This window comes from Natronococcus sp. A-GB1, from assembly GCF_029688845.1.
GTDB lineage: Archaea > Halobacteriota > Halobacteria > Halobacteriales > Natrialbaceae > Natronococcus.
Genome location: NZ_JARUKW010000004.1, coordinates 30,253 through 49,775, shown reverse-complemented (window position 1 = coordinate 49,775; position 19,523 = coordinate 30,253). Strand labels below are relative to the sequence as shown.

General features: G+C 66.3%; 18 protein-coding genes. 10 read left to right on the top strand and 8 right to left on the bottom strand.

Annotation, left to right across the window (positions count from 1 at the left end):
- Positions 1 to 12 precede the first annotated feature (12 nt).
- The 4 genes from QA600_RS06045 to glpA form a co-directional block, all read right to left on the bottom strand.
- Complete coding sequence (locus tag QA600_RS06045; RefSeq protein ID WP_278291063.1) at positions 13 to 1,173, bottom strand: AAA family ATPase; 1,161 nt, start codon at positions 1,171 to 1,173, stop codon at positions 13 to 15.
- The gene (locus QA600_RS06040) at positions 1,173 to 2,525 is read right to left on the bottom strand and encodes an anaerobic glycerol-3-phosphate dehydrogenase subunit C (protein ID WP_278291062.1); all 1,353 of its coding nucleotides are present in this window, start codon (positions 2,523 to 2,525) and stop codon (positions 1,173 to 1,175) included. The genes QA600_RS06045 and QA600_RS06040 overlap by 1 nt, the downstream gene beginning before the upstream one ends.
- 100 nt (positions 2,526 to 2,625) lie before the next feature.
- The gene (gene glpB, locus QA600_RS06035) at positions 2,626 to 3,912 is read right to left on the bottom strand and encodes a glycerol-3-phosphate dehydrogenase subunit GlpB (protein WP_278291061.1); all 1,287 of its coding nucleotides are present in this window, start codon (positions 3,910 to 3,912) and stop codon (positions 2,626 to 2,628) included.
- A gap of 1 nt (position 3,913) precedes the next feature.
- Positions 3,914 to 5,692, bottom strand: a complete 1,779-nt coding sequence (gene glpA / locus QA600_RS06030) for an anaerobic glycerol-3-phosphate dehydrogenase subunit GlpA (protein ID WP_278291060.1) — start codon at positions 5,690 to 5,692, stop codon at positions 3,914 to 3,916.
- A gap of 309 nt (positions 5,693 to 6,001) precedes the next feature.
- Between glpA and glpK the strand changes: the two genes are divergently transcribed.
- The 5 genes from glpK (at position 6,002) to QA600_RS06005 (ending at position 12,199) form a co-directional block, all read left to right on the top strand.
- A complete protein-coding gene (gene glpK, locus QA600_RS06025) occupies positions 6,002 to 7,540 on the top strand; it encodes a glycerol kinase GlpK (protein ID WP_278291059.1) in 1,539 nt (512 codons plus the stop codon).
- Positions 7,541 to 7,542: 2 nt separating this feature from the next.
- Positions 7,543 to 8,661: a hypothetical protein gene (locus QA600_RS06020; RefSeq protein ID WP_278291058.1), complete on the top strand. Its 1,119-nt coding sequence runs from the start codon at positions 7,543 to 7,545 to the stop codon at positions 8,659 to 8,661.
- Positions 8,662 to 8,776: 115 nt separating this feature from the next.
- On the top strand, positions 8,777 to 9,460 hold the full coding sequence (locus QA600_RS06015) for an HAD-IIB family hydrolase (RefSeq protein ID WP_278291057.1): 684 nt from the start codon (positions 8,777 to 8,779) through the stop codon (positions 9,458 to 9,460).
- Between the two features lie 179 nt (positions 9,461 to 9,639).
- Positions 9,640 to 10,464, top strand: a complete 825-nt coding sequence (locus tag QA600_RS06010; protein WP_278291056.1) for an ABC transporter ATP-binding protein — start codon at positions 9,640 to 9,642, stop codon at positions 10,462 to 10,464.
- The gene (locus tag QA600_RS06005) at positions 10,457 to 12,199 is read left to right on the top strand and encodes a hypothetical protein (protein ID WP_278291055.1); all 1,743 of its coding nucleotides are present in this window, start codon (positions 10,457 to 10,459) and stop codon (positions 12,197 to 12,199) included. The genes QA600_RS06010 and QA600_RS06005 overlap by 8 nt, the downstream gene beginning before the upstream one ends.
- 92 nt (positions 12,200 to 12,291) lie before the next feature.
- Here QA600_RS06005 and QA600_RS06000 read toward each other — a convergent pair whose 3' ends face one another.
- The 3 genes from QA600_RS06000 to QA600_RS05990 all read right to left on the bottom strand — a co-directional run bounded on the left by QA600_RS06000 (position 12,292) and on the right by QA600_RS05990 (position 15,205).
- Positions 12,292 to 13,101, bottom strand: coding sequence for an ABC transporter ATP-binding protein (locus QA600_RS06000; protein WP_278291054.1), 810 nt, complete (start codon positions 13,099 to 13,101; stop codon positions 12,292 to 12,294).
- 2 nt (positions 13,102 to 13,103) lie between these two features.
- Positions 13,104 to 14,750: a hypothetical protein gene (locus QA600_RS05995; RefSeq protein ID WP_278291053.1), complete on the bottom strand. Its 1,647-nt coding sequence runs from the start codon at positions 14,748 to 14,750 to the stop codon at positions 13,104 to 13,106.
- A gap of 146 nt (positions 14,751 to 14,896) precedes the next feature.
- Positions 14,897 to 15,205, bottom strand: a complete 309-nt coding sequence (locus tag QA600_RS05990; RefSeq protein ID WP_278291052.1) for a carboxymuconolactone decarboxylase family protein — start codon at positions 15,203 to 15,205, stop codon at positions 14,897 to 14,899.
- A gap of 140 nt (positions 15,206 to 15,345) precedes the next feature.
- Here QA600_RS05990 and QA600_RS05985 point away from each other — a divergent pair, with 140 nt between their 5' ends.
- The 4 genes from QA600_RS05985 to ribB all read left to right on the top strand — a co-directional run bounded on the left by QA600_RS05985 (position 15,346) and on the right by ribB (position 18,374).
- A complete protein-coding gene (locus QA600_RS05985; protein ID WP_278291051.1) occupies positions 15,346 to 15,651 on the top strand; it encodes a hypothetical protein in 306 nt (101 codons plus the stop codon).
- 107 nt (positions 15,652 to 15,758) lie between these two features.
- Positions 15,759 to 16,790 (top strand): 4-demethylwyosine synthase TYW1, encoded by a 1,032-nt coding sequence (twy1, locus tag QA600_RS05980; RefSeq protein WP_278291050.1) that lies wholly within the window; start codon positions 15,759 to 15,761, stop codon positions 16,788 to 16,790.
- 187 nt (positions 16,791 to 16,977) lie between these two features.
- Positions 16,978 to 17,685 carry a CTP-dependent riboflavin kinase gene (locus QA600_RS05975; RefSeq protein ID WP_278291049.1) on the top strand — a complete coding sequence of 236 codons (708 nt, stop codon included), beginning with the start codon at positions 16,978 to 16,980 and terminating at the stop codon, positions 17,683 to 17,685.
- Positions 17,682 to 18,374, top strand: a complete 693-nt coding sequence (gene ribB, locus QA600_RS05970; RefSeq protein WP_278291048.1) for a 3,4-dihydroxy-2-butanone-4-phosphate synthase — start codon at positions 17,682 to 17,684, stop codon at positions 18,372 to 18,374. The genes QA600_RS05975 and ribB overlap by 4 nt, the downstream gene beginning before the upstream one ends.
- A gap of 9 nt (positions 18,375 to 18,383) precedes the next feature.
- Here ribB and QA600_RS05965 read toward each other — a convergent pair whose 3' ends face one another.
- Entirely contained in the window at positions 18,384 to 18,734 is a 351-nt protein-coding gene (locus tag QA600_RS05965; protein ID WP_278291047.1) for a hypothetical protein, read from the bottom strand.
- Positions 18,735 to 18,895: 161 nt separating this feature from the next.
- Between QA600_RS05965 and QA600_RS05960 the strand changes: the two genes are divergently transcribed.
- Positions 18,896 to 19,411, top strand: coding sequence for a winged helix-turn-helix transcriptional regulator (locus QA600_RS05960; protein WP_278291046.1), 516 nt, complete (start codon positions 18,896 to 18,898; stop codon positions 19,409 to 19,411).
- The last annotated feature ends 112 nt before the right edge of the window (positions 19,412 to 19,523 follow it).

Below are 19,523 nucleotides of genomic sequence, written 5' to 3'. Positions count from 1 at the left end.
CGACGGAGTTGCTCACGACGACTCGCCGTCGGTCGCGGCCAGCGCTCGGAACGCGATCGTCGGAAACCGGGGAACCACCGTGCTCGGACGGCGCCCGCTCCCGGTCGTCGGCAACGGCAGTCGTTCGATGACGCCCCGATCGGCGAGTTCGTACAGGAATCGCTTGACCGTTCCGGCGGTCAGCCCCGACCGATCCGCGATTTCGGTTGCGACCTCGCGGATAGGCCTATCGGCCGCGTCGACGGCGATCAGGTCACACAGCACCCGCTGGCGCGTCTCCGACAGCGAGAGCGCCCGGTCGACGTGGACGCCGGCATCGGGAACGTCGTCCATCGCCCGCTCGAGGTGAGAGCGCTCGATCCGATCCGCGTCGTCCTCGCCGGCCAGCACCGCGGCGCCGAACAGCGCCGCGAGGGCGTCGTGGGCGTTGCCGTCGGCCCAGATCGCGATCTCGCGGACGGTTTCGTGATCGAGCGCGCCCGCCGTTAGCCCCGTCGACGTTCGATCGGTGAGGACGTCGACGAGTTCGTGATGACGGTAGGCCGGGACCGTCACCGTCGTCCCGCGCCAGTCCGCTGGCTCGTGCTGGCCGACGGCGAGCGTCGCGACGTTCTCGCTTACCGGTTCGACGAGTTCGCGAACACGATCGTACGAGAGCGTCTCGGGCTCGTCGTGGTGATCGACGGCAACGACGGCCCCCCGGTCCGGTCGCGAGAGTTGGCTACGGAGTCGCTCCCGCAGGTCGTCGGTCCCGACGCCGCTCTCGGGGACCGAGTTCTGGGAGATCATCGAGAGCACGGTCCGGTAGAACGCGAAGGGGCTTCCGACGCGGCGGGTGTCGACATAGACGAACCACGTCATCGTCCCGGGGCTGCCGGCCCGGGTCGTCGTGCCGATCGTTCGGGTCGGCTCGCCGAGCCGTTCGTTCAGCGCGTCGAACAGCGCCGTCACGATCGCAGACGTGCCGGCTCCCGCCGGCCCGACGAGTGCGGCCGACTCGGGTAATTCGTCGTCGAACACCGGCTCGAGCGCGTCCAGAAGCTGCTCGAGCACGGGGCCTCGTCCTACTGGTTCCGCGCGGTGGACGACCGGACTGAGGTGGTTACGGTTGACGACGAACGCGCTCGTTCGGTGCGCGGATCGTCGTCTGGCGATGCGCTCCTCGAGGTTCATCAGTCGACGAGCGCGGCCTCGAGGACCTCGAGGGTGTGGGTGATCTCGTAGCCGGTGCCGTGGCCCATCTGCATCGAACAGGTCGGACACTCCGTGAGCCCGGTCGTCGCTTCCGCGTCCTCCATGTGCTCGAACATCTCCTCGCCGATCTTCATGGAGGTTTCGTAGTTCTCCTCCTTCCAGCCGTACGTCCCGGAGATGCCCGAACAGGAGTCGCCGACGTCCTCGACGTCGATCCCGTCGATCGCGCTCAGCACCTCGACGGTCTGGCCGTCGAGTCCCTGGTTGCGGGCGTGACAGGGCGCGTGGTAGGCGAACTCGGCGTCGACAGCGGTGCCCTCGAGTTCGTCTTTCAGATCCTCGTGGACCCGGAGATATTCGACGGCGTCCCAGGTGTTGGCAGCGACGCCCTCGGTGCCCTCGAAGTCGAACAGCTCGGGGTACTCCTGGCGGATCGACATCGAACACGAGCTACAGGAGGCGACGATATCGGCGCCGTTCTCGATCGCGTCGGCGAGTTCACGGACGTTGGTCTCGGCCGCTCGGCGGGCATCCTCGAGCATCCCGTTGGCGAACATCGGCGTCCCGGAACAGGACTGCTCGGGGACCATCACCGCGTAGCCGAGGTGTTCGTAGACCCGGACGAGCGCCTTCGCGACCTCCGGTGTGTTGTAGTTCGAGTAACAGCCGTGGAAGTAGGCGATCCGCTTGTGGGGATTTTCGGTCTCCTCGCCGCGTCTCGCTCGCGCCGCCCGCGCTCGCTCCCTCGAGGTGTCGTTGCCGCCGCGTTCGGTCCACCACGCTCTGAAGGTCTGGGTGGCGAACTCGGGAAACTCGCGCTCGCTCGCGATTCCCATCACCTTCTCGCCCATCCACTGGGTGGCCGAGAGCCCCATCACGAAGTTGGCGGTCCGCGGGAACGTCGCCGCCAGCGGCGCGAGCTTCCGGTAGTTCGAGAGCATCCGGTTGCGCCAGTACTCCCGGGAGAGCTTGCTCATGTTCTCCTCGACGTACTCGGCTCGCGCCGTGTTGTGCATCTGGGAGAGGGGCACCTCGGAGGGGCAGGCGCTGTCACAGCGCATGCAGTTCGAACACTTCATCACCGATTCGTCGATGTCGTGGTCCTCCTGGCGTTTGAGCCGCCACTGCTCGGGGCCCTGGAACTTCGGTCCGGGGAACTCGTCGTCGACCTCGGCGACGGGACAGTTCGTGTCGCAGGTCGAGCACTTGTAACAGTTGTCGGCGCCCGGCCGAAGGTCCATATCCTCGGCCTCGGGAAACACCTCGATCGGCTCGAATCCCTGTTCCTCGCCCGGTACGTGATCGTCCATCGGCTGTTCTGCGTCACTCATCGAATCACCAGTGTCGGTCGGTTTCGTTCGTTCGCGTCGTCCGCGCTCCTCGAGACGCTCGGGTCGGCTGTCGTCACTGTCCTCGCCGCCGCGGTCGCCGTCATTCGCTCGCCTCCGCGCCGGCTCGACCGCCAGCGACGTACCCCGTCGCAAGCGAGACGCCGGCGCCCGACTTCTCGGCCGCGTAGTCGTAGCCGCCCAGCACCGCCCCCGCCGCCCGCAGGTTGGCAAACTCGGGCTCTTCGTCGGCGCCGAGGGGCCGCAGCTCCCGATCCGGAACCAGCCCGAAGCGGGCGTACGGTTGCTCGCCGAAGACGTCATTGACGAACCAGTCGTAGCGGTCGTCGGCGTGTGGCACGTAACAGTCGAAGATCGGCTCGAACACCCGGTCGCGCTCGCTGCGGACGCCCTTGCCGACGAGCCCGCCCGTCGCGAGCACGTACTGGCTCGCTTCGTGGGGGATCTCCTGACCGTGGCGGTCAACGAGTACGTGATCGATCGCGCCGGCTTCGTCGATCTCGTAGCCGACCACCGGCACGCCCGAGGTTACGCGAACGCCGGCGTCTTCGAGCGCGTCGTACAGCAGGTCCTCGAGGCGCATCCCCGGCAAACTCGGTGGCCCCATCGGGACCTCGAAGACGTCGGCGCCCAGCGACTCGGCGAGATCGGCCCGGACCTCGGCGGCGTGTTCGTCACCCAGGAGGGCGGGGAAACCGACGCGGGACTCGCCCTCGAGGTGCGGTTTCACGATCGAGGCGAGGGCCTCGCGGGCGGATCGGTCGCCCGACCCCGTCGAGACGGACTCCTCGTGATCGAGCAAGTGGGCGTACCGCGTGAGCTTCGCGTCATCCCGGACGATCCCGGGGAACTGCAGGGTGACGCCGCGGGCCGAAAACGGCGCGCCCGCGGCCTCGAGGTGGGAGGCCGCAAGCGGGGCGTCGAAATCGGTTAGCGTCTCGAAGCCGACCAGCAGCGTATCCTTTGGGTCGCTCGCCAGCCCGGCGGCCGTCGAGACGGGGTATCGCGCCGTGGGTTTGACGGTGCCGCCGTGGGTCGGCACGAGCGCGTTCGAGTCGGTGTGGCTGCCGGCGTAGGCGTCGCCGGCGACCGCGTCGAAAAACGAAAGCGCGTCGCGGACCGCCTCGGCGCCGACTCGCTCGTAGGGGTGGCCCTTCGGGAGCTCCTCGAGTCGCTCGAGCGGGTCGACGATCGGGCCCTCGCCCTCGTGAGTGTAGCCCAGTACGTCGATCAGCCCGCTGGCGTTCCGGAGGGTGCTCTGCTTGTGGGTGACGAGTCTGACGTCGGCGCCCTCCCCGGCAGCGGCGAGGGCCGCCGTCGCGCCCGCGATCCCGCCACCGATCACGAGGACGTCGTCGGTGATCGCCATCTCAGCGCTCACCTCCGTCAGATCTCAGATCTGACGAGGATCGCGAACCGTCGGCTCGGTCACCACCGTCGGTTCGCTTCCCGCCGTCGGAGCGTGCTGGCGAGGCGGTCTGTGCGCCCGAATCGAACACGCCGTAGTCGACTCCCTCCGTACGGCTCGCGGGATCGTTGTCCCGGTTCATCGTCGTCGCGTGCAGGGCGTAGTTGAGCATCGCCTGGGAGAGCTGTTCCCCCCAGAGGGCGTGACGTTCGCCCTTCCAGCGCTCCTGGAACAGCTCGTCGAGCGCTTCCCGGGTCGTTTCCTCGTCGTACTCCGGATGGAGCTCGTTGGCCATGTTCGCACAGCAGAAGCCGCCCTGACAGTTACCCATCGACGCGCGGGTCCGGATGCGGACCGCATTGAGGTCCGAGCCGGACTGCTCGATCGCGTCCTGCACTTCGGCCCGCGTGACGCCCTCGCACTGACAGACGACTGGATTGGGGTCGTCCGTCTCGAGGACCTCCTGCGACCGACTCCCGAGACGTTGCTTGCTCCGGCGAGCGATCGGCGAGCGCAGCCCGAAGTCGTCCATCCCTTCCTCGAGGACGGCGAGGTTCTCGCTGCCCGGCAGGGCCTCCTTGGCGGTCGCACACGAGGCGCGAACGCCGAGCTGGTCACAGACGTGATTCGAGATCTCCTCGGCCATCGCCCGGTAGGTCGTGAACTTCCCGCCGACGATACTGGACATCCCGGAGACGCCGTCGCGCTCTGCGTGATCGAGCAGGAAGAAATCACGCGTGATGTCGGTGGGATCCTTCGTCCCCCGTCCTGGAGGCTCGTACAGGGGCCGGACGCCCCAGAACGAGCGGATCGTTCGGGCCTCCTCGAGGATCGGCACGAGCTCGGAGAGCGTGTCGATCATCATGTCGACCTCCCACTTCTCCTCGGGGTAGTCGTCGGGATCGGAGACCTCTTCGTCCGTGGTGCCCAGAATCGCCGTCGTCTCGTGGGGAACGATGATGTCGGCGTCGCCCTTCGGCCGACAGCGGTTGATGACCGTGTCGACCTGTCGGACGTTCATGATCGTCATCACGCCCTTCGAGGGGCGGACCTCGACGTCTAAGTCGGCCATCGCGCCGATCTGGCCGGCCCAGGCGCCCGTCGCGTTGACGACGTACTCGGCGGTAATGTCCTCGGTCGTTCCGGGCGTCTTGTGCGTGTGCTTGCCCGGTCCGGAGTCGTGGCGCACCGTCACGCCGTAGATGTCGTCGCCGTCTCGAAGCAGGTCGATCACTTCGGCGTGGGTCTCGATCCGGGCGCCGTAGTTCTCGGCGTCGATCGCGTTCGCGACGCACAGGCGGAACGGATCGACCGCTCCGTCGGGCACCTGAATCGCGCGCTTGACGTCTTTCGCGAGATATGGTTCGACCTCGCGGGCCTCTCGGCCCGAGAGAACTCTCGCGGGAATGTCGCAGTCGCGACAGCCCTCGAGTTTCTCCCGAAAGTAGTCGTCGGGGTCCTCGGGGCGCTGGACGAACAGCCCGCCGGTCAGCTCGACGCAGTGGCCGGCGATCTCCCGAAGGATCTCGTTCTCTTCGATACATTCGACCGCGCTGGCCTGATCCGAGACCGCGTATCGTCCCCCGCTGTGTAGCAGGCCGTGCATCCGGCCCGTCGTCCCGTCGGTCAGATTGCCTCGCTCGACGAGCGTGACCTCGAGGCCGCGCATCGCCAGGTCTCTGGCGATGCCACAGCCGGTCGAGCCGCCCCCGAGTACGAGAACCTCGGTGTCGTGTGCCATCCCTTCGTCCGTACATCGCTTTCGTCCGTCTTTATTTTATCGACGGGAGAGAACCGCCAGTAACGTTCGGCTAGCCGGCTGATGACTTCGGAACGGAACACTCTCGCTTTTCGAATAATATCTCCCGGACGATCGACGCTCGGGCACCTAAAGCGAAATATTTCGACCGGTTCGAACACGATCCGCATCCTCCCTAGTAACAGCGATCCTACTATTTCGGTAACGTTTATAATGATCGTAGGAAATGTTTACCAGTAGGATGCGATCGTCAGTAAAGACATCGCTCGGGACGATCCGGGGTGACCACGAATGACAGCACAGACGTACGTCGGCGCGGTTGATCAGGGGACGACCGGAACGCGGTTTATGGTGTTCGACCACGGCGGGCAGGTCGTCGCCAACGCCTACGAGAAACACGAACAGATCTATCCGGAGCCGGGATGGGTCGAACACGACCCGATGGAGATCTGGGAGAACACGAAGAGCGTGGTGACGACGGCGCTCGGCAAGGCAGGGATCAGCCCCGACCAGCTCGAGGCTATCGGCGTCACGAACCAGCGCGAGACGACGCTGTTGTGGGACGCCGAATCGGGGCGGCCGGTCCACAACGCGATCGTCTGGCAGGACCGGCGGACGACCGACCGCGTCGAACAGCTCGAGGAGGACGGTCTCGTCGACACCGTCCGCAAGAAGACCGGACTCGAGGCCGACGCCTACTTTTCGGCGACGAAAGCCGAGTGGCTCCTCGAGAACGCCGACCCGATCAAGATGGAGCGGGCCCGTCCCGCGGACATCCAGGACCGGGCGGCCGAGGGCGACGTCCTGTTCGGGACGATCGACAGCTGGCTGATCTACAACCTCACCGGCGAACACATTACCGAGGTCACCAACGCCTCGCGGACGATGCTGTACAACATCCACGACCTCGAGTGGGACGACGAGCTCCTCGAGGAGTTCGACATTCCGGAGGCGATGCTTCCGGAGGTCCGCCCCTCGAGCGACGATGCGACCTACGGCTCGACCGATCCCGAGGGGTTCCTCGAGGCAGAGATTCCCGTCGCCGGGGCACTGGGTGACCAGCAGGCCGCGCTGTTCGGCCAGACCTGTTTCGACGCCGGCGAGGCCAAGAACACCTACGGAACGGGCTCGTTCTTCCTGATGAACACCGGCGACGAGGCCGTCGAGAGCGACCACGGACTGCTGACGACGATCGGCTTCCAGCGCTCCGGCGAATCGGTCCAGTACGCCCTCGAGGGAGCGATCTTCGTCACCGGGGCGGCCATCGAGTGGCTCGAGGACCTCACGCTGATTGACAACCCGGCCCAGACCGCCGAACTCGCCCGCAGCGTCGACTCGACCGACGGCGTCTACGTCGTGCCCGCCTTCACCGGCCTCGGTGCACCGCACTGGGACCAGCGCGCTCGCGGCACCATCGTCGGGATGACGCGGGGTACCCGCAGGGAGCACGTCGTCCGGGCGACCCTCGAGTCGATCGCCTACCAGACCCGCGACGTCGCCGAGGCGATGGAGGCCGACTCGGGCATCGAGATGACGAGCCTCCGGGTCGACGGCGGCGCGGTCAAGAACAACTACCTCTGTCAGCTCCAGTCCGATATCATCGGCTCGAAGATCGTCCGCCCGCAGGTCGACGAGACGACGGCGCTGGGTTCGGCCTACGCCGCCGGCCTGGCCGTCGGGTACTGGGAGGACATCGAAGGGCTGCGCGACAACTGGCAGATCGACCGCGAGTTCGACTCGCAGATGGACCGTGAGGAGGCCAACCGGAAGTACGACCGTTGGAGCGACGCGCTCGATAGAGCGCGGGACTGGGCCCGGGACGGTGACTGAGCATGCTTGACGCGCTTCTCGATCTCGCCGAGATCATCGCCGCGTTCGGCGGGGGCGCTTTCGGCGCCGCGCTCGGCCCGCTGCCGGCGTTTATTTTCACGGGCTTCATGGTGATCGCGGGGGAGGCCGCGACGCTCGTCGATCCCGAGGCGGCCGCGATCACCGATCAGGTCGCGTTCGGCCCACCGTTCTCGCCGGCGATTAGCTTCGCCGGTGGGGTGGCGGCAACGGCGTACGCCGCCCGGCGGGGGTATATGGACACCGGTTTCGACTACCACGAGGCCAAGAATATCGCCTACGCGCTTGGGACGAAACCCGACGTGCTGGCGGTCGGCGGCGCGTTCGGTATCCTCGGCTACTGGCTCGTTACGCTCTCGGCAGAACTCGGCATGCCCTACGACCCCATTGCGATGGGGGTCGTCCTCTCGGCCTTTGCCCACCGGCTGATTCTGGGCTACAGCATCATCGGCAAGGTCCGGGGTGCGAACATCCTCGACATGGGTCCCTTCGAGCGCGAGGAGATGCGCGTCATCGGCGACTCCGCGACCGACGGCGGCGAGGCGACCGACCGCGCGGAGGGGAAGCCGACGGCCGCCGCGGCGCCACAGAAGGAGCGCCTGAAGGTCGAGCCGTGGCTCCCTCACCAGTACAAGTGGGATCACGTCGCGATGCTCGGGCTCGCGGCCGGGATCCTCGGCGCCTACGTCGGGATCGTGACCGGCAGCGCGTTCCTCGGGTTCGGGATCAGCGCGGCGTCGCTGGTCTTCCTCAACTGCGGCGTCGAGAAGATCCCGGTGACCCACCACATCACGCTGCCGGCAGCGACCGCCGCGCTGGCGGTGTACGTCCCCGCCGACGGCGGCATCGCGGAGGGCGCCCCAGTCACCTACGACAGCGGCGCGTTGCTCGCGGGAACCGGGACCGAGGTCGCCCTGATCGTCGGGCTCGTCATCGGCGTGATCGCCGCGCTGTTCGGCGAGCTCTTCCAGCGGGTGTTCTTCGCTCACGGCGACACCCACGTCGACCCGCCCGCCGCGGCGATCGTCTTCGGGACCTTCCTCGTTGCACTCCTGTACGTCCTGGGGGTCTTCCCGACGACGGTCTGGGTCCCGTGGCTCTGATCGCTCGCTGACCCTTCCTTCGGTTTTATCGCCGCGTTCGACGCGCTCTCGAGCGACCCTACTCGCGTTCGTCCGGATCCGTTCGCTTTAGGCGACCGCGGCCCGACGTCCCGTCATGACCGCCGACCCGCCGCTGGTTCTCGATATCGACGGTACCCTGACCCGCCCCGACCGGTGGGGGATCGACCCGCGCGTCTTCGACCCGATTCGCGACTGGGAGGCCCCGGTCGTGATCGCCACCGGGAAGGCCTTCCCCTACCCCGTCGCACTCTGTCACTTCGTCGGCGTCCCCGAACTCGTCGTCGCCGAGAACGGCGGCGTCGTCTACACCGGCGACGACGTCTTCTTCACCGCCGACCGGGAGGCCGCTCAGGCGGTCGCCGAACGGTATCGGGTCGCGGGCTACGAGCTGGGGTGGGGCGAGGAGGACACCGTCAACCGCTGGCGCGAGACCGAGGTCGCGATCAACCTCGAGCAACCGATCGAACCGCTCCGGGAGATCGCCGCCGAGTACGGCCTCGAGGTCGTCGACACCGGCTACGCCTACCACGTCAAGGACACGAATCCGAACAAGGGCGACGGCGTCGAGACCATCGCCGACCACGTCGGCTTCGACCTCGAGGCGGCCGTCGCCGTCGGCGACTCGATCAACGACGTCTCGACGTTCGAGGCCGTCGGCCGGAGCTTCGCAGTGGCCAACGCCGACACGGCCGCGACCGAGGCGGCAGACGAGGTGCTCGAGGAGGCTCACGCCGACGGGACGCTGTCGGTACTCGAGCGCGTTCGCGGGAGTCGATAACTGGCGAGAGAGCGTCCGTTTTCGGTCCGTGCAGTGAGATCCAGAACGGAAACGCAGTCTCGCCGGGGACGTAGCGGTCAGCCGCAGTAAAACGCGAAACTGGATCCTACGCCATCGTGACGGCTATAATACATATCGTGATGACAAGAATTATGATGTGTGTATAGAGACACTAATTGATGACTGATCGGTCTGCTATCTTCGCTGAAGGATTAACAAAACGATATGGAGACACGACCGCTGTTGCCGATTTACATCTCGCGATTCCGAGTGGAACAGTCTACGGATTTCTCGGCCCAAACGGTGCGGGAAAGACGACGACGATGCGGCTGTTGACTGGACTGACACGACCGACCAGGGGAACCGGTTCCGTCGCTGGCGTCTCGATCACGGATCGGGACAACCTTCGGACACAGATCGGATACTTGCCCGAAGAACCACCACTGTACGACCAGGCGACGGCGTACGAACAGCTCGAATACGCTGCTGGCCTCCGTGATCTCCCTGCCGAAGCGACACGCGATCGAATCGAGACGCTTCTCGACGAACTGGATCTCACAGCAGATGCCGACACACGGATCGGGGAGTATTCGAAGGGAATGCGACAGAAAACCGCCTATATTCAGGCCGTTCTCCACGAACCCACCGTCGTTTTCCTCGACGAACCCACGTCCGGACTGGACCCACGCGCTGCGCGGACGCTCCGAGAGATGATTACGGATCTCGCCGACGCGGGGACGACCGTCTTCCTCTCGACGCACGTCCTCCCCGTCGTCGAGGAGATCGCCGACACGGTCGGAATCCTCTACGATGGAGAGCTGGTCGCAGAAGGGGCGCCCGCTGCTCTCGAACACCGTGCAGAGACCGGAGAGACGCGCTCGCTGGAGGATGCGTTCCTCGAGCTTACGACCGACGAACGCAGTATCGGAGACGAGACCGAGGATGAGACCAGCCCCGCCGACAGTGCCACCCAGAGCGTCGCCGAGGAGAACACCGATGGCTGAATCGGGCTGGCTCGGACATGCCGTTCGGATGGGCTGGTTCGACTACCGGCGTTCTGTCCGGGCGATTCGGGACGATACCGGTCGGCTACTCTTGATGGCTGCCGGTGTGGCGTTCCCGACGCTCGTCATCGGGGCACTCGCCGTCGTGGCCGCGCCAGAACTCCGTGGAACGGACCCGGGGTTCTCGATGAACCAGGTCGTCAGAGGCACGTTCGCCATGCTCTGGGTGTTCGCGGTGTTCATGCTCGCACAGCGAACGACGGCAGGCCACAGCAAACCGGTCGCCGACGCGTTCGTGCTGACGACGGTTTCACCCAGAACCGCCGTCGTTGGAGGCATTATCGCCGAGACCCTGCGGACGATGACGTATGCGCTCCCGCTCGGCCTCCTCATCGCCAGTATCGGAGTGTACACCTTCGGCTCACCAGTGCTTCTGCTGGCCGTCCCACTGGTGGGTGGTCTCTACGTCGCCAGCGCGGTCACGACCGGGCGCGTGCTGGGGTACAGTGCTGCATGGCTCGTGGCCACCGTCCCGTTCGTCGCTCGCCACAAGGGCGTGTTGGGTGGGACGGTCGTGATGCTGTTCTTCGGGATCTACTTCCTGTTCCAGACGCCCCAGCTACCGTTTTCGATCAGTCAGGCGACGCTCGGGGTGATCCCGACTGGATGGGTCGCGGATCTGCTGGTGATCGGCACACCTATCGGCTGGTCGTCGACACACGCTCTCGGTGGGGTGGTTACGGTTGGCGTGCTCCTCGTCGGTGGGAGCTGGCTGGCCGAGCGTATCTCCGCCTCGTTCTGGTTCGACGAGCCGATCACCGTTTCGGATACCGACGCTGCTTCCCCCACTCGCATAGTGGACGACCAGCGTGCCCTCGAGCGGGCCATCAGTCCTCTCGGTATCCCGTTCATCACCGGTCCGACCCGGCATACTGCCGAGTGGTCCCTTTTGCGGACTCGGCGAGAACCCCAGCGGTTGAACGTGTTGCTGATTCCAGTGTTCGGTGGCGGCGCAGCGCTACTGAACGTGGTGCTACAGGGGATCAGCCCACTCGCGATACTGGGACCAGCCAGCGCCGTACTGCTGGGGTGGGTTGCCGGTGCGGCGTTCGGTCTCAACCCGCTCGGTGATGAGGGAGCCGTCCTGCCGGCGACCCTGACTGCCGTCTCGAGTCGAGCGTTCGTCCGTGGGCAGCTGGTTCCGAGTCTGCTGTTCGCACCTGTCGTCGCCGTCGTCACGCTCGTGGCGGCACTCGTGGGTGGATACGGACTTCCGTCGGCGATAGCACTGACGTTGATCGGATGCTTGCTTACCGTCGTTGGGGCCGCACTTGCACCCTTGATCGGGATGTGGCTTCCGCGCTATAGTGCCATCCGAATCGGCAATAGCGACGGAGTACGACCACCCCGGCTGCTCGCGGGCACGCTTCACGTTGTACTGGTGTGGCTTCCCGGCGCGGCGCTGGTTGGACTGGTAGCCACACCGGAGTTGGTGAGGACGGCGCTCTCCGGGATCGGTTACGTTCCGGGAGTCGTTCTCGGGCTGGTCGCCGACGGCGGAGTGCTCACTACTCTCGCATCGTCACTGATTGACGCTGGCGAAACGATTCAGGGACTCCCGCTTAGCGCCTTCCGGAGTGGATTCTCCATGCTGCTGGTTTCCGGTGGGCTACTGGTCGCTTTGGTCGCCTATCGTGGCGCAGTACGACGGTTCGAGGGTCACGAACTGCACTGACAGCACACGATCACCACCCAGCGTCGCGACACGAAACACGATCGAACAGCTGCATCTAGTCGTCCGCTCTTTCGCTCGTTGCCCGGCCACGATCACTTCGCGTCGCTCGTCACCTCGAGAAAGACGTCCTCGAGCGTCGAGTCCGCCCCGGACTCGAGGCGCTCGAGCAGCTCCTCGGGCGCCCCCGACTCGACGAGCCGTCCCTCGTAGCAGATCCCGACGTTGGTAGCGATCCGTTCGACGACGGGGAGGACGTGCGTCGAGAGGAAGACGGTCGTCCCGTTCGCCGCCAGCTCCGTCAGCAGCTCTCGAACCGTGCGCACGGCCCGCGGGTCCAGCCCGGAGGTCGGCTCGTCCAGAAAGACCACGTCGGGGTCGGAGAGGATCGCCTGGATGAGCCCCGTCTTCTGGCGCATTCCCTTCGAGTACGTGACGATCCGGTCGTCGGCGTCCGCGGCGAGCTCGAGTCGCTCGAGCAGCTCGTCCAGCCGTTCTTCGATCGCCGAAGCGTCCATCCCGCAGAGGCCGCCGTAGTACTCGAGTTGCTCGCGGGCCGTGAGCTGTTCGGCGATCGGCGGCGACTCGGGAAGATACCCGATGCGGTCGACCAGTGCCTCTCGATTCGAGATCGGAACGCCCGCGACGGTTCCGGAGCCGCTCGTCGGGAGCGTTAGCGCCGTCAGCAGTCGGATCGTCGTCGTCTTGCCTGCGCCGTTCGGACCGAGGAAGCCGTAGATCGAACCCGGCTCGACCTCAAGCGTGAGGTCGTCGACGGCGATCGTGTCGCCGTAGCGCTTCGTGAGGGCGTTCGCGACGATGGCGGGTTCGCCGTTCGGCTCGTTGCCCGAGTCGTCGGATTCGTCGCTCGTCTCGCCGGGGTCATCGTTCGATTGCCGTGTCATAGTTACTCGAGTCGGTAGTCGCGGTAGCGCTCGACGGCAACCCGAAACGCGATCCTCGAGACGCCGACCGCGAGGACGATCGTACAGCACAGTGCGCCGAGGCGGACGGCCAGGGTCGGTACGCCGAGGGCGGACACCCGTTCGTAGACCCACCGGGCGTTCCCGAGAAACGCCGGGAGCGCGACGAGCGAAACGATCACAATGGTTTTCGCCAGTCCCGAAAACGCTCCCCAGCCCGGTTCCGAGTACAGCGGTCCGTCGGTGAAGAAGCCGGGGACAGCCACGAGAACGTCGCGGTCGACGTCCAGCTCGACCGCAGCGTTGACCGTCGCGGTACACGCACAGAGCGCAACCCCGGTGAGCGCGAGTCCGAGCGTCTCGACGAGGCTCGCGTCGCTGACGATCCCGAGCGGGACGACCACGGCGGCGACGAGCGGAACGACGAGAGCGAGACTGGCGAGGACCAGCCCCCCGACGAACTGCCGTCCTCGGACCGTCGTGAGCAGCATCGGGAGGACGCGGTAGGCGCTGCCGATCGCCTCGGCGGTGAAGACGATCCCCGCCGCTGCACCGAGGCCGAACACCACTAGCAGGAAGCCGGGGGTTCCGAGCAGGGCGCCGAACACCGGCAGTCCGACCAGGGCGACGAACAGGAGGACGTACCCCGTCGACAGCAGTCCTCGAGGAGCGCGCCGCTCCGCGAGCAACCGCTCCCGGGCGACGGTGAGCGTCGGTTGCGAAACGAAGTCATCTAGTAGACGTTCCAGTCGGCCGCCGCCGGCCAGCGAGCGCGAGTGCGAGCGAAACGAGGTCGGCGAGCGCGCCGAGCCGACGGGTTCGGTCACCCAGAGACGCCGGGCGACGGTAGTCGTCAGTCCCAGCAACCCCGGAACGACGACCGCGACGGCGCCGACCGCGGCCAGCGCGCGAAGCGGTTCGACCTCGGCAGTCCCACCGGCCCCCAGAAACGCGAGATCGACCAGCAGCGCCAGCGGCAGCCACTCGAGCCACGCTCCCAGCTCAATAGCTGACACCGACAGTTCCCGGAGAAGGAACCACAGCGCCACGAGCGGCATCCAGCCGAACAGGACGAGCAGGTCTCGGTACAGGCCGCCCCGGGCCAGCCGTCGACCGACGAGCGAGCCCGCGAGCCTGCCCGTAACGCCGACCGCGACGGCCAACACGGTGAGCGCCACGATCGCGGTGGCGGTGGAGAGGGCGAGAGCCGGTGTTCCAGCACCGAGCGCGAGCCCCGAGGCGACGCCCACTGTCGGAAGCGCGATCGCGACGCCGACTCGAGCGCACACGAACGATACCAGCCCGAGGACGGCGGTCCGCACAGGAACTGCGGTCAGCAACGCGTCGGGAGACAGCCCCTCGAAGCGTCTGTGGGTCAGCGAGGCGCTTCGGACGACGATCCAGCCGAACGCGAGCGTCGCCGCGAGCGACCCGACGGCGGTGGGTGCCGTCTCCGTTACAGCCAGCTCGCGGCCCACGATCCACGCACCCGAACCGAGGACGACGGCGACCGCACAGTACGTCAGGACCAGCCCGATCCGACGGCCCCTCGAGCGTCCGAACTCGCGCTCGTGTCGTCGCCACTCGATCCGAGCGATTCGCCCGCCGTCGTCGAGCCAGCCGTCGAGCATTCGATCCGTTCTCGAGCGAACGTGCAAACGCAGCGTACATATCTCTTTACCCGCAGCTTCGCTCGAGCACGGTCGCGAAAGAACGAGAACGCGGAAAACGGTCGTCCGTTACGTTAGGCTTCGTCCTCGTCCGTGAGATCCTCGATTCAGCTGATCGCGGCCATCGCCTGCGGGAACCCGAGCGTCGGGATCGAGAGCGCCGCGACCTGTTTCAACGCCTCGGAATCGACGTCCTCGTCGAGTCCGCGCCGGACGTGGGAGTGGACGGCCCCCTCGGACTGGGCGCCGATCGCGAGCGCCAGTTTGACGAGCCGCTTCGTCTCGTCGTCGATCGGGCCGGCCTCGGAGCAGGCCTCGCCGAGGTCGGAGTACGCCTCCCAGACTTCGGGGTAGTCGTCTGCGAACTCACCCGCCGTCGACGGCAGTTCGTTGGGACCGTCGATCTGATCGGCCATCTGTGTGCGAGACGTTAGCCCGAATCGACAACATAGTTCTGCCGGAACCCGATCGGTGGGAACCGGGTTGCGTACCCGGGTAGCCGGCTCGAGCGAGCGGTCGCAGAACGCTTTTCTATCGACCGCCCCGACTCTCGGGTATGGACGGATTCGACGTCGCAGTCGGGGCCTTCGGTCTCAGCGCGACGGCCGCGATCTTCGCGCTCGTTCACCGGGACGCGATCGGCCAGGAGATCTCCCGGCCGCGGCTGTGGGCCGCGATCGCGGCGGTCCCGTTCCTGCTCGGGGTAGGACTGTACCTGTTCGCTCCGGCGCCGATGACGGGCGTGATCATGACCGCCAACACCGGAATCGTACTCTACACGTTCGAACGGGAGATCGTCAGTGAGGACGACGAGGGCGATGACGACCCGGTCGAGCCCGGGACGTTGCCCCACCAGAAGTAGCGTTACTCGCGGCCTCGCTCGTCGAGTCGGCGACGGCGCGCCGGGTCTCGAGCGAGCGCGCAGACACCACACGGCTTTTGCCCGCGCCCGAGCAATGAGGGTTCAACATGAGCGACTCCGCGGATCCCGCGACCGGGTCGGGAACGGCCGAGGCCGACGATGGGGGAGCCGACGACACCCCTGCACAGGTCTCGAGCCCGAACTACCACAGCGAGAACCACACCGCGGCCCAGACCTGCGGCTGGACGGCGAACGCTCTCCGGGGTGAGGGACGGTGTTACAAGAACGTCTTCTACGGGATTCAGTCTCATCGCTGCATCCAGATGACGCCGGTCGTCAAGTGCAACGAGCGTTGTGTCTTCTGCTGGCGCGACCACCGAGGTCACGCCTACGAGCTGGGCGACGTCGAGTGGGACGACCCGGAAGCGGTCGTCGACGCCTCGATCCGCCTCCAGAAGAAGCTGCTGTCGGGCTTTGGCGGCAACGACGACGTCCCCCGTGAGGTGTTCGAGGAGGCGATGGAACCGCGCCACGTCGCCATCTCGCTCGACGGCGAGCCGACGCTGTATCCCTACCTGCCGGAACTGCTCGAGGCGTTCCACGACCGGGATATCACCACGTTCCTCGTTTCTAATGGCACCCGACCCGAGGTGCTCCGGGAGTGCGATCCCACACAGCTGTACGTCAGCGTCGATGCTGCCGAGCGCCACACCTTCGACCAGGTGGTCAAGGCCGTCGAGGACGACGCCTGGGATCGGCTGCTCGAGACGATGGACGTCCTCCGCGAAAAGGACGAAACTCGAACCGTGCTGCGGACGACGCTCGTCAAGGGCGAGAACATGCACCACCCCGACTGGTACGCCGGCTTCTACCAACAGGCCGACCCCGACTTCCTCGAGCTGAAGGCGTACATGCACGTCGGCCACTCGCAGGGGCGACTCGACCGCTCGTCGATGCCCGACCACGAGGAGGTCGTCGACTTCACCGAGCGGGTACAGGAGTACATGCCCGAGTTCACCGAACTGCGGGGCGTTCCACCGTCGCGCGTGGCGCTGCTCGCGAAGGACGAGGAGACGTGGGTGCCGAAACTCGAGCAGGGAAGCGAGTTCTGGGAGCGGGACCCGGTGACTGGCGACTGAGCCGACCGTCGTCCCGTGCCGTCGGCTCGTTGGCGCCCCCGGTGGCGAAGGTGTTAGCCGGAGGTGTTTTACCGACGTCGGGCTGACGTTCAGTACGAACCGAATAAACGGCCGCCAACCCCATCACAGTTCTGTTACGCATGCCACATTCGATACGCTTTTGAGTGGCCCCACGAACGTTATAGGTATGTCAGTGTCAGCCGAGTCCGCCGTCGGTCACGACGAACTCGCCGTTCTCAAGCTGCTCGCGCTTGAAGGGGGGCTCGAGGGTGACGTCAAGATCTCCTGTTCCCGCCTCGCGGAGCGACTCGAGGCGTCGAACCAAACGGCCTCGCGCCGGCTCCAGCGCCTCGAGTCGTCCGACCTGCTCGAACGCGATACCGTCAGCGACGGGCAGTGGGTCGCGGTAACCGACGCGGGCGAGCGGGCGCTCCACGCCGAGTACGAGGACTACCGACGCATCTTCGAGAGCGACCTGGAGGTCGAACTCGAGGGTACCGTCACCAGCGGGATGGGCGAGGGTCGCCACTACATCTCACTGTCGGGGTACAAACGCCAGTTCGCCGACCGACTCGGCTACGAGCCGTTTCCCGGAACGCTGAACGTCGACCTCCGGGAGGACAGCGTTCGCCGCCGGAGCGCGATGGCCTCCCTCGAGCCGGTGCCGATCGACGGCTGGGAGGACGAGGACCGGACCTACGGTCCCGCGGTCTGTCACCCTGCGACCGTCGAGACGACCGACGGCGGGTGCTACGAGGAAGCCCACATTATCGCGCCCGAACGGACCCACCACGACGAGGACCAGCTCGAGGTCATCGCCCCCGAGAAGCTCCGCGAAACGCTGGAACTCGAGGACGGGGATCGCGTGACGGTCTCCGTGGGTGATCGTCGATGACCGGGCGCCACGCCAGTGCGAACGCCGGCGCGGGTTCGCAGGCACCGACGGCGTTCGAACGTGCCCTCGAGTCGCTGCGGGCTGGCGAGCCGGTACTGGTTCACGACGCGGCCGACCGCGAGGGAGAGACCGACATTATCTACCACGCCGACGCGGTCACGTCCGACGCCGTCGCCCACATGCGAAACGACGCCGGCGGGCTGGTCTGTGTCGCCCTTGCCCACGAGGTCGCGGAGGCGTTCGACCTCCCCTTCTACACCGAGGAGATCGATCACCCCGCCGCGGCCGACCACGAACTCGGCTACGACGAGCGCTCGTCGTTCTCGCTGACGGTCAACCATCGCGACACCTACACCGGGATCACCGATGCCGACCGCTCGCTGACCATCCGGACGCTGGGCGAGGCCGCGGCCGAGCCCGCTGCAACGGAGTTCGCGACGGAGTTCCGCGTCCCCGGTCATGTCCACCTGCTGAAAGCGGCTCCCGACCTGCTCGCCCAGCGGGAGGGCCACACCGAACTCGGCCTCGCCCTGGCCGGTGCCGCCGACCTCCCGCCCGCGGTCGTCGTCTGCGAGATGTTAGACGACCAGACCGGCGAGGCGCTCACCCCCGCCGACGCCCGCGCCTACGCCGACCGCCACGACTACGTCTACCTCGAGGGTCGGGACGTTCTCGAGCGATTAGCCTGATCGCGGTCGTCAGTCGCCGTCGGTTTCGAACTGCGCCTGCTCGGTTCCAGGTCCGCTCCGGTAGACCGCATACAGGATCAACACGGCGATCGAGACGTCGATCCCGTGCTCGAGGAGGTGGTGGAGGGACATCGAGACGACTCCGAAGACGGTGCCGAGACCGACCAGCGATCGAATCAGAAGCAAGCCCAGAGCGACCGTAACCAACAGATACCGGGTCGATCGCCGCCGCAGATACGCGACGACGCCACAACAGAACAGTACCGCCGTACAGAGCACCGCCAGAACGATCACGGCGAGTAAAACCGGAGCTACCTGTGGATCCAGCCAGCCGAGCTCGAACGGGCTCGTGTGGTGCATCTCCGTATTCCTACGTCGGTCGGAAGGTTACCTATGCTCTTCGGTCACGGGAGGGGCCACGGCCGCCTCGACACTGCAAGGGATCGGAAACCGTTATCAGTACTGGACGGCTAGCCCGCGGTAGCAGCCGGCTCGGCCGGAATTTCGGTGATTCGTCTCACATGTCCGATACGCGACAGCAGATCAGAACCCACGTCCACGCCAACGCTGGCATCCACTTCAATGAGCTCGTCAGAGAGTCGGCGTTCGCACCAGGACAGATTCAGTACCACATTCGCCGCCTGATCGATGACGGCGAGCTCGTCCGCAACGAGTTCTACGGTCGAACTCACTACTACGCGCCCGAGTACGACGAGCACGAACAGGCCCTGCTGGCACTGTTCCGGCGAGAAACCGCCCGTGAGATCGTCGTCCACCTGATCGAACACGAGCCGACGGGGCCGGGCGCGGTCGCTGACGCGCTCGGAATCGCCCGGAGCACGCTCGAGTACCACCTCGACCGACTGGTCGAGCAGGAGGTCGTCGAGAAAACCTACGACGAGCGCAACCGGGTCGTCCTTCGATTGGCAAACCCCGAACGGACCGCCGAGTTGCTGTCGACGGTCGAACCAACGGTTCCGGATCGACTGCTCGATCGGTTCACCCGGCTCGTCGACGACCTGCTCGAGGGCGCGTAGCGTCGCCTCGGTTTCTGCCAGGAGCATTATTTCACTTTCCTGAACTCGAGAGCACCGTACAGGGCCGCGGCGTGATATCCACCCGACATAACAATTCGAGAGGTGAACCAGG

Excerpts from the sequence above, each read along its gene's own strand:
- QA600_RS06020 (WP_278291058.1), top strand. The coding sequence starts at position 7,543 with ATGCTTGACGCGCTTCTCGATCTCGCCGAGATCATCGCCGCGTTCGGC.
- QA600_RS06040 (WP_278291062.1), bottom strand. The coding sequence starts at position 2,525 with ATGAGTGACGCAGAACAGCCGATGGACGATCACGTACCGGGCGAGGAA.
- QA600_RS05960 (WP_278291046.1), top strand. The coding sequence starts at position 18,896 with ATGTCCGATACGCGACAGCAGATCAGAACCCACGTCCACGCCAACGCT.
- QA600_RS05985 (WP_278291051.1), top strand. The coding sequence starts at position 15,346 with ATGGACGGATTCGACGTCGCAGTCGGGGCCTTCGGTCTCAGCGCGACG.
- QA600_RS06045 (WP_278291063.1), bottom strand. The coding sequence starts at position 1,173 with ATGAACCTCGAGGAGCGCATCGCCAGACGACGATCCGCGCACCGAACG.
- QA600_RS06015 (WP_278291057.1), top strand. The coding sequence starts at position 8,777 with ATGACCGCCGACCCGCCGCTGGTTCTCGATATCGACGGTACCCTGACC.
- QA600_RS06000 (WP_278291054.1), bottom strand. The coding sequence starts at position 13,101 with ATGACACGGCAATCGAACGATGACCCCGGCGAGACGAGCGACGAATCC.
- glpA (WP_278291060.1), bottom strand. The coding sequence starts at position 5,692 with ATGGCACACGACACCGAGGTTCTCGTACTCGGGGGCGGCTCGACCGGC.
- QA600_RS05965 (WP_278291047.1), bottom strand. The coding sequence starts at position 18,734 with ATGCACCACACGAGCCCGTTCGAGCTCGGCTGGCTGGATCCACAGGTA.
- QA600_RS05975 (WP_278291049.1), top strand. The coding sequence starts at position 16,978 with ATGTCAGTGTCAGCCGAGTCCGCCGTCGGTCACGACGAACTCGCCGTT.
- glpB (WP_278291061.1), bottom strand. The coding sequence starts at position 3,912 with ATGGCGATCACCGACGACGTCCTCGTGATCGGTGGCGGGATCGCGGGC.
- QA600_RS06005 (WP_278291055.1), top strand. The coding sequence starts at position 10,457 with ATGGCTGAATCGGGCTGGCTCGGACATGCCGTTCGGATGGGCTGGTTC.
- twy1 (WP_278291050.1), top strand. The coding sequence starts at position 15,759 with ATGAGCGACTCCGCGGATCCCGCGACCGGGTCGGGAACGGCCGAGGCC.
- glpK (WP_278291059.1), top strand. The coding sequence starts at position 6,002 with ATGACAGCACAGACGTACGTCGGCGCGGTTGATCAGGGGACGACCGGA.
- ribB (WP_278291048.1), top strand. The coding sequence starts at position 17,682 with ATGACCGGGCGCCACGCCAGTGCGAACGCCGGCGCGGGTTCGCAGGCA.
- QA600_RS05995 (WP_278291053.1), bottom strand. The coding sequence starts at position 14,750 with ATGCTCGACGGCTGGCTCGACGACGGCGGGCGAATCGCTCGGATCGAG.
- QA600_RS06010 (WP_278291056.1), top strand. The coding sequence starts at position 9,640 with ATGACTGATCGGTCTGCTATCTTCGCTGAAGGATTAACAAAACGATAT.
- QA600_RS05990 (WP_278291052.1), bottom strand. The coding sequence starts at position 15,205 with ATGGCCGATCAGATCGACGGTCCCAACGAACTGCCGTCGACGGCGGGT.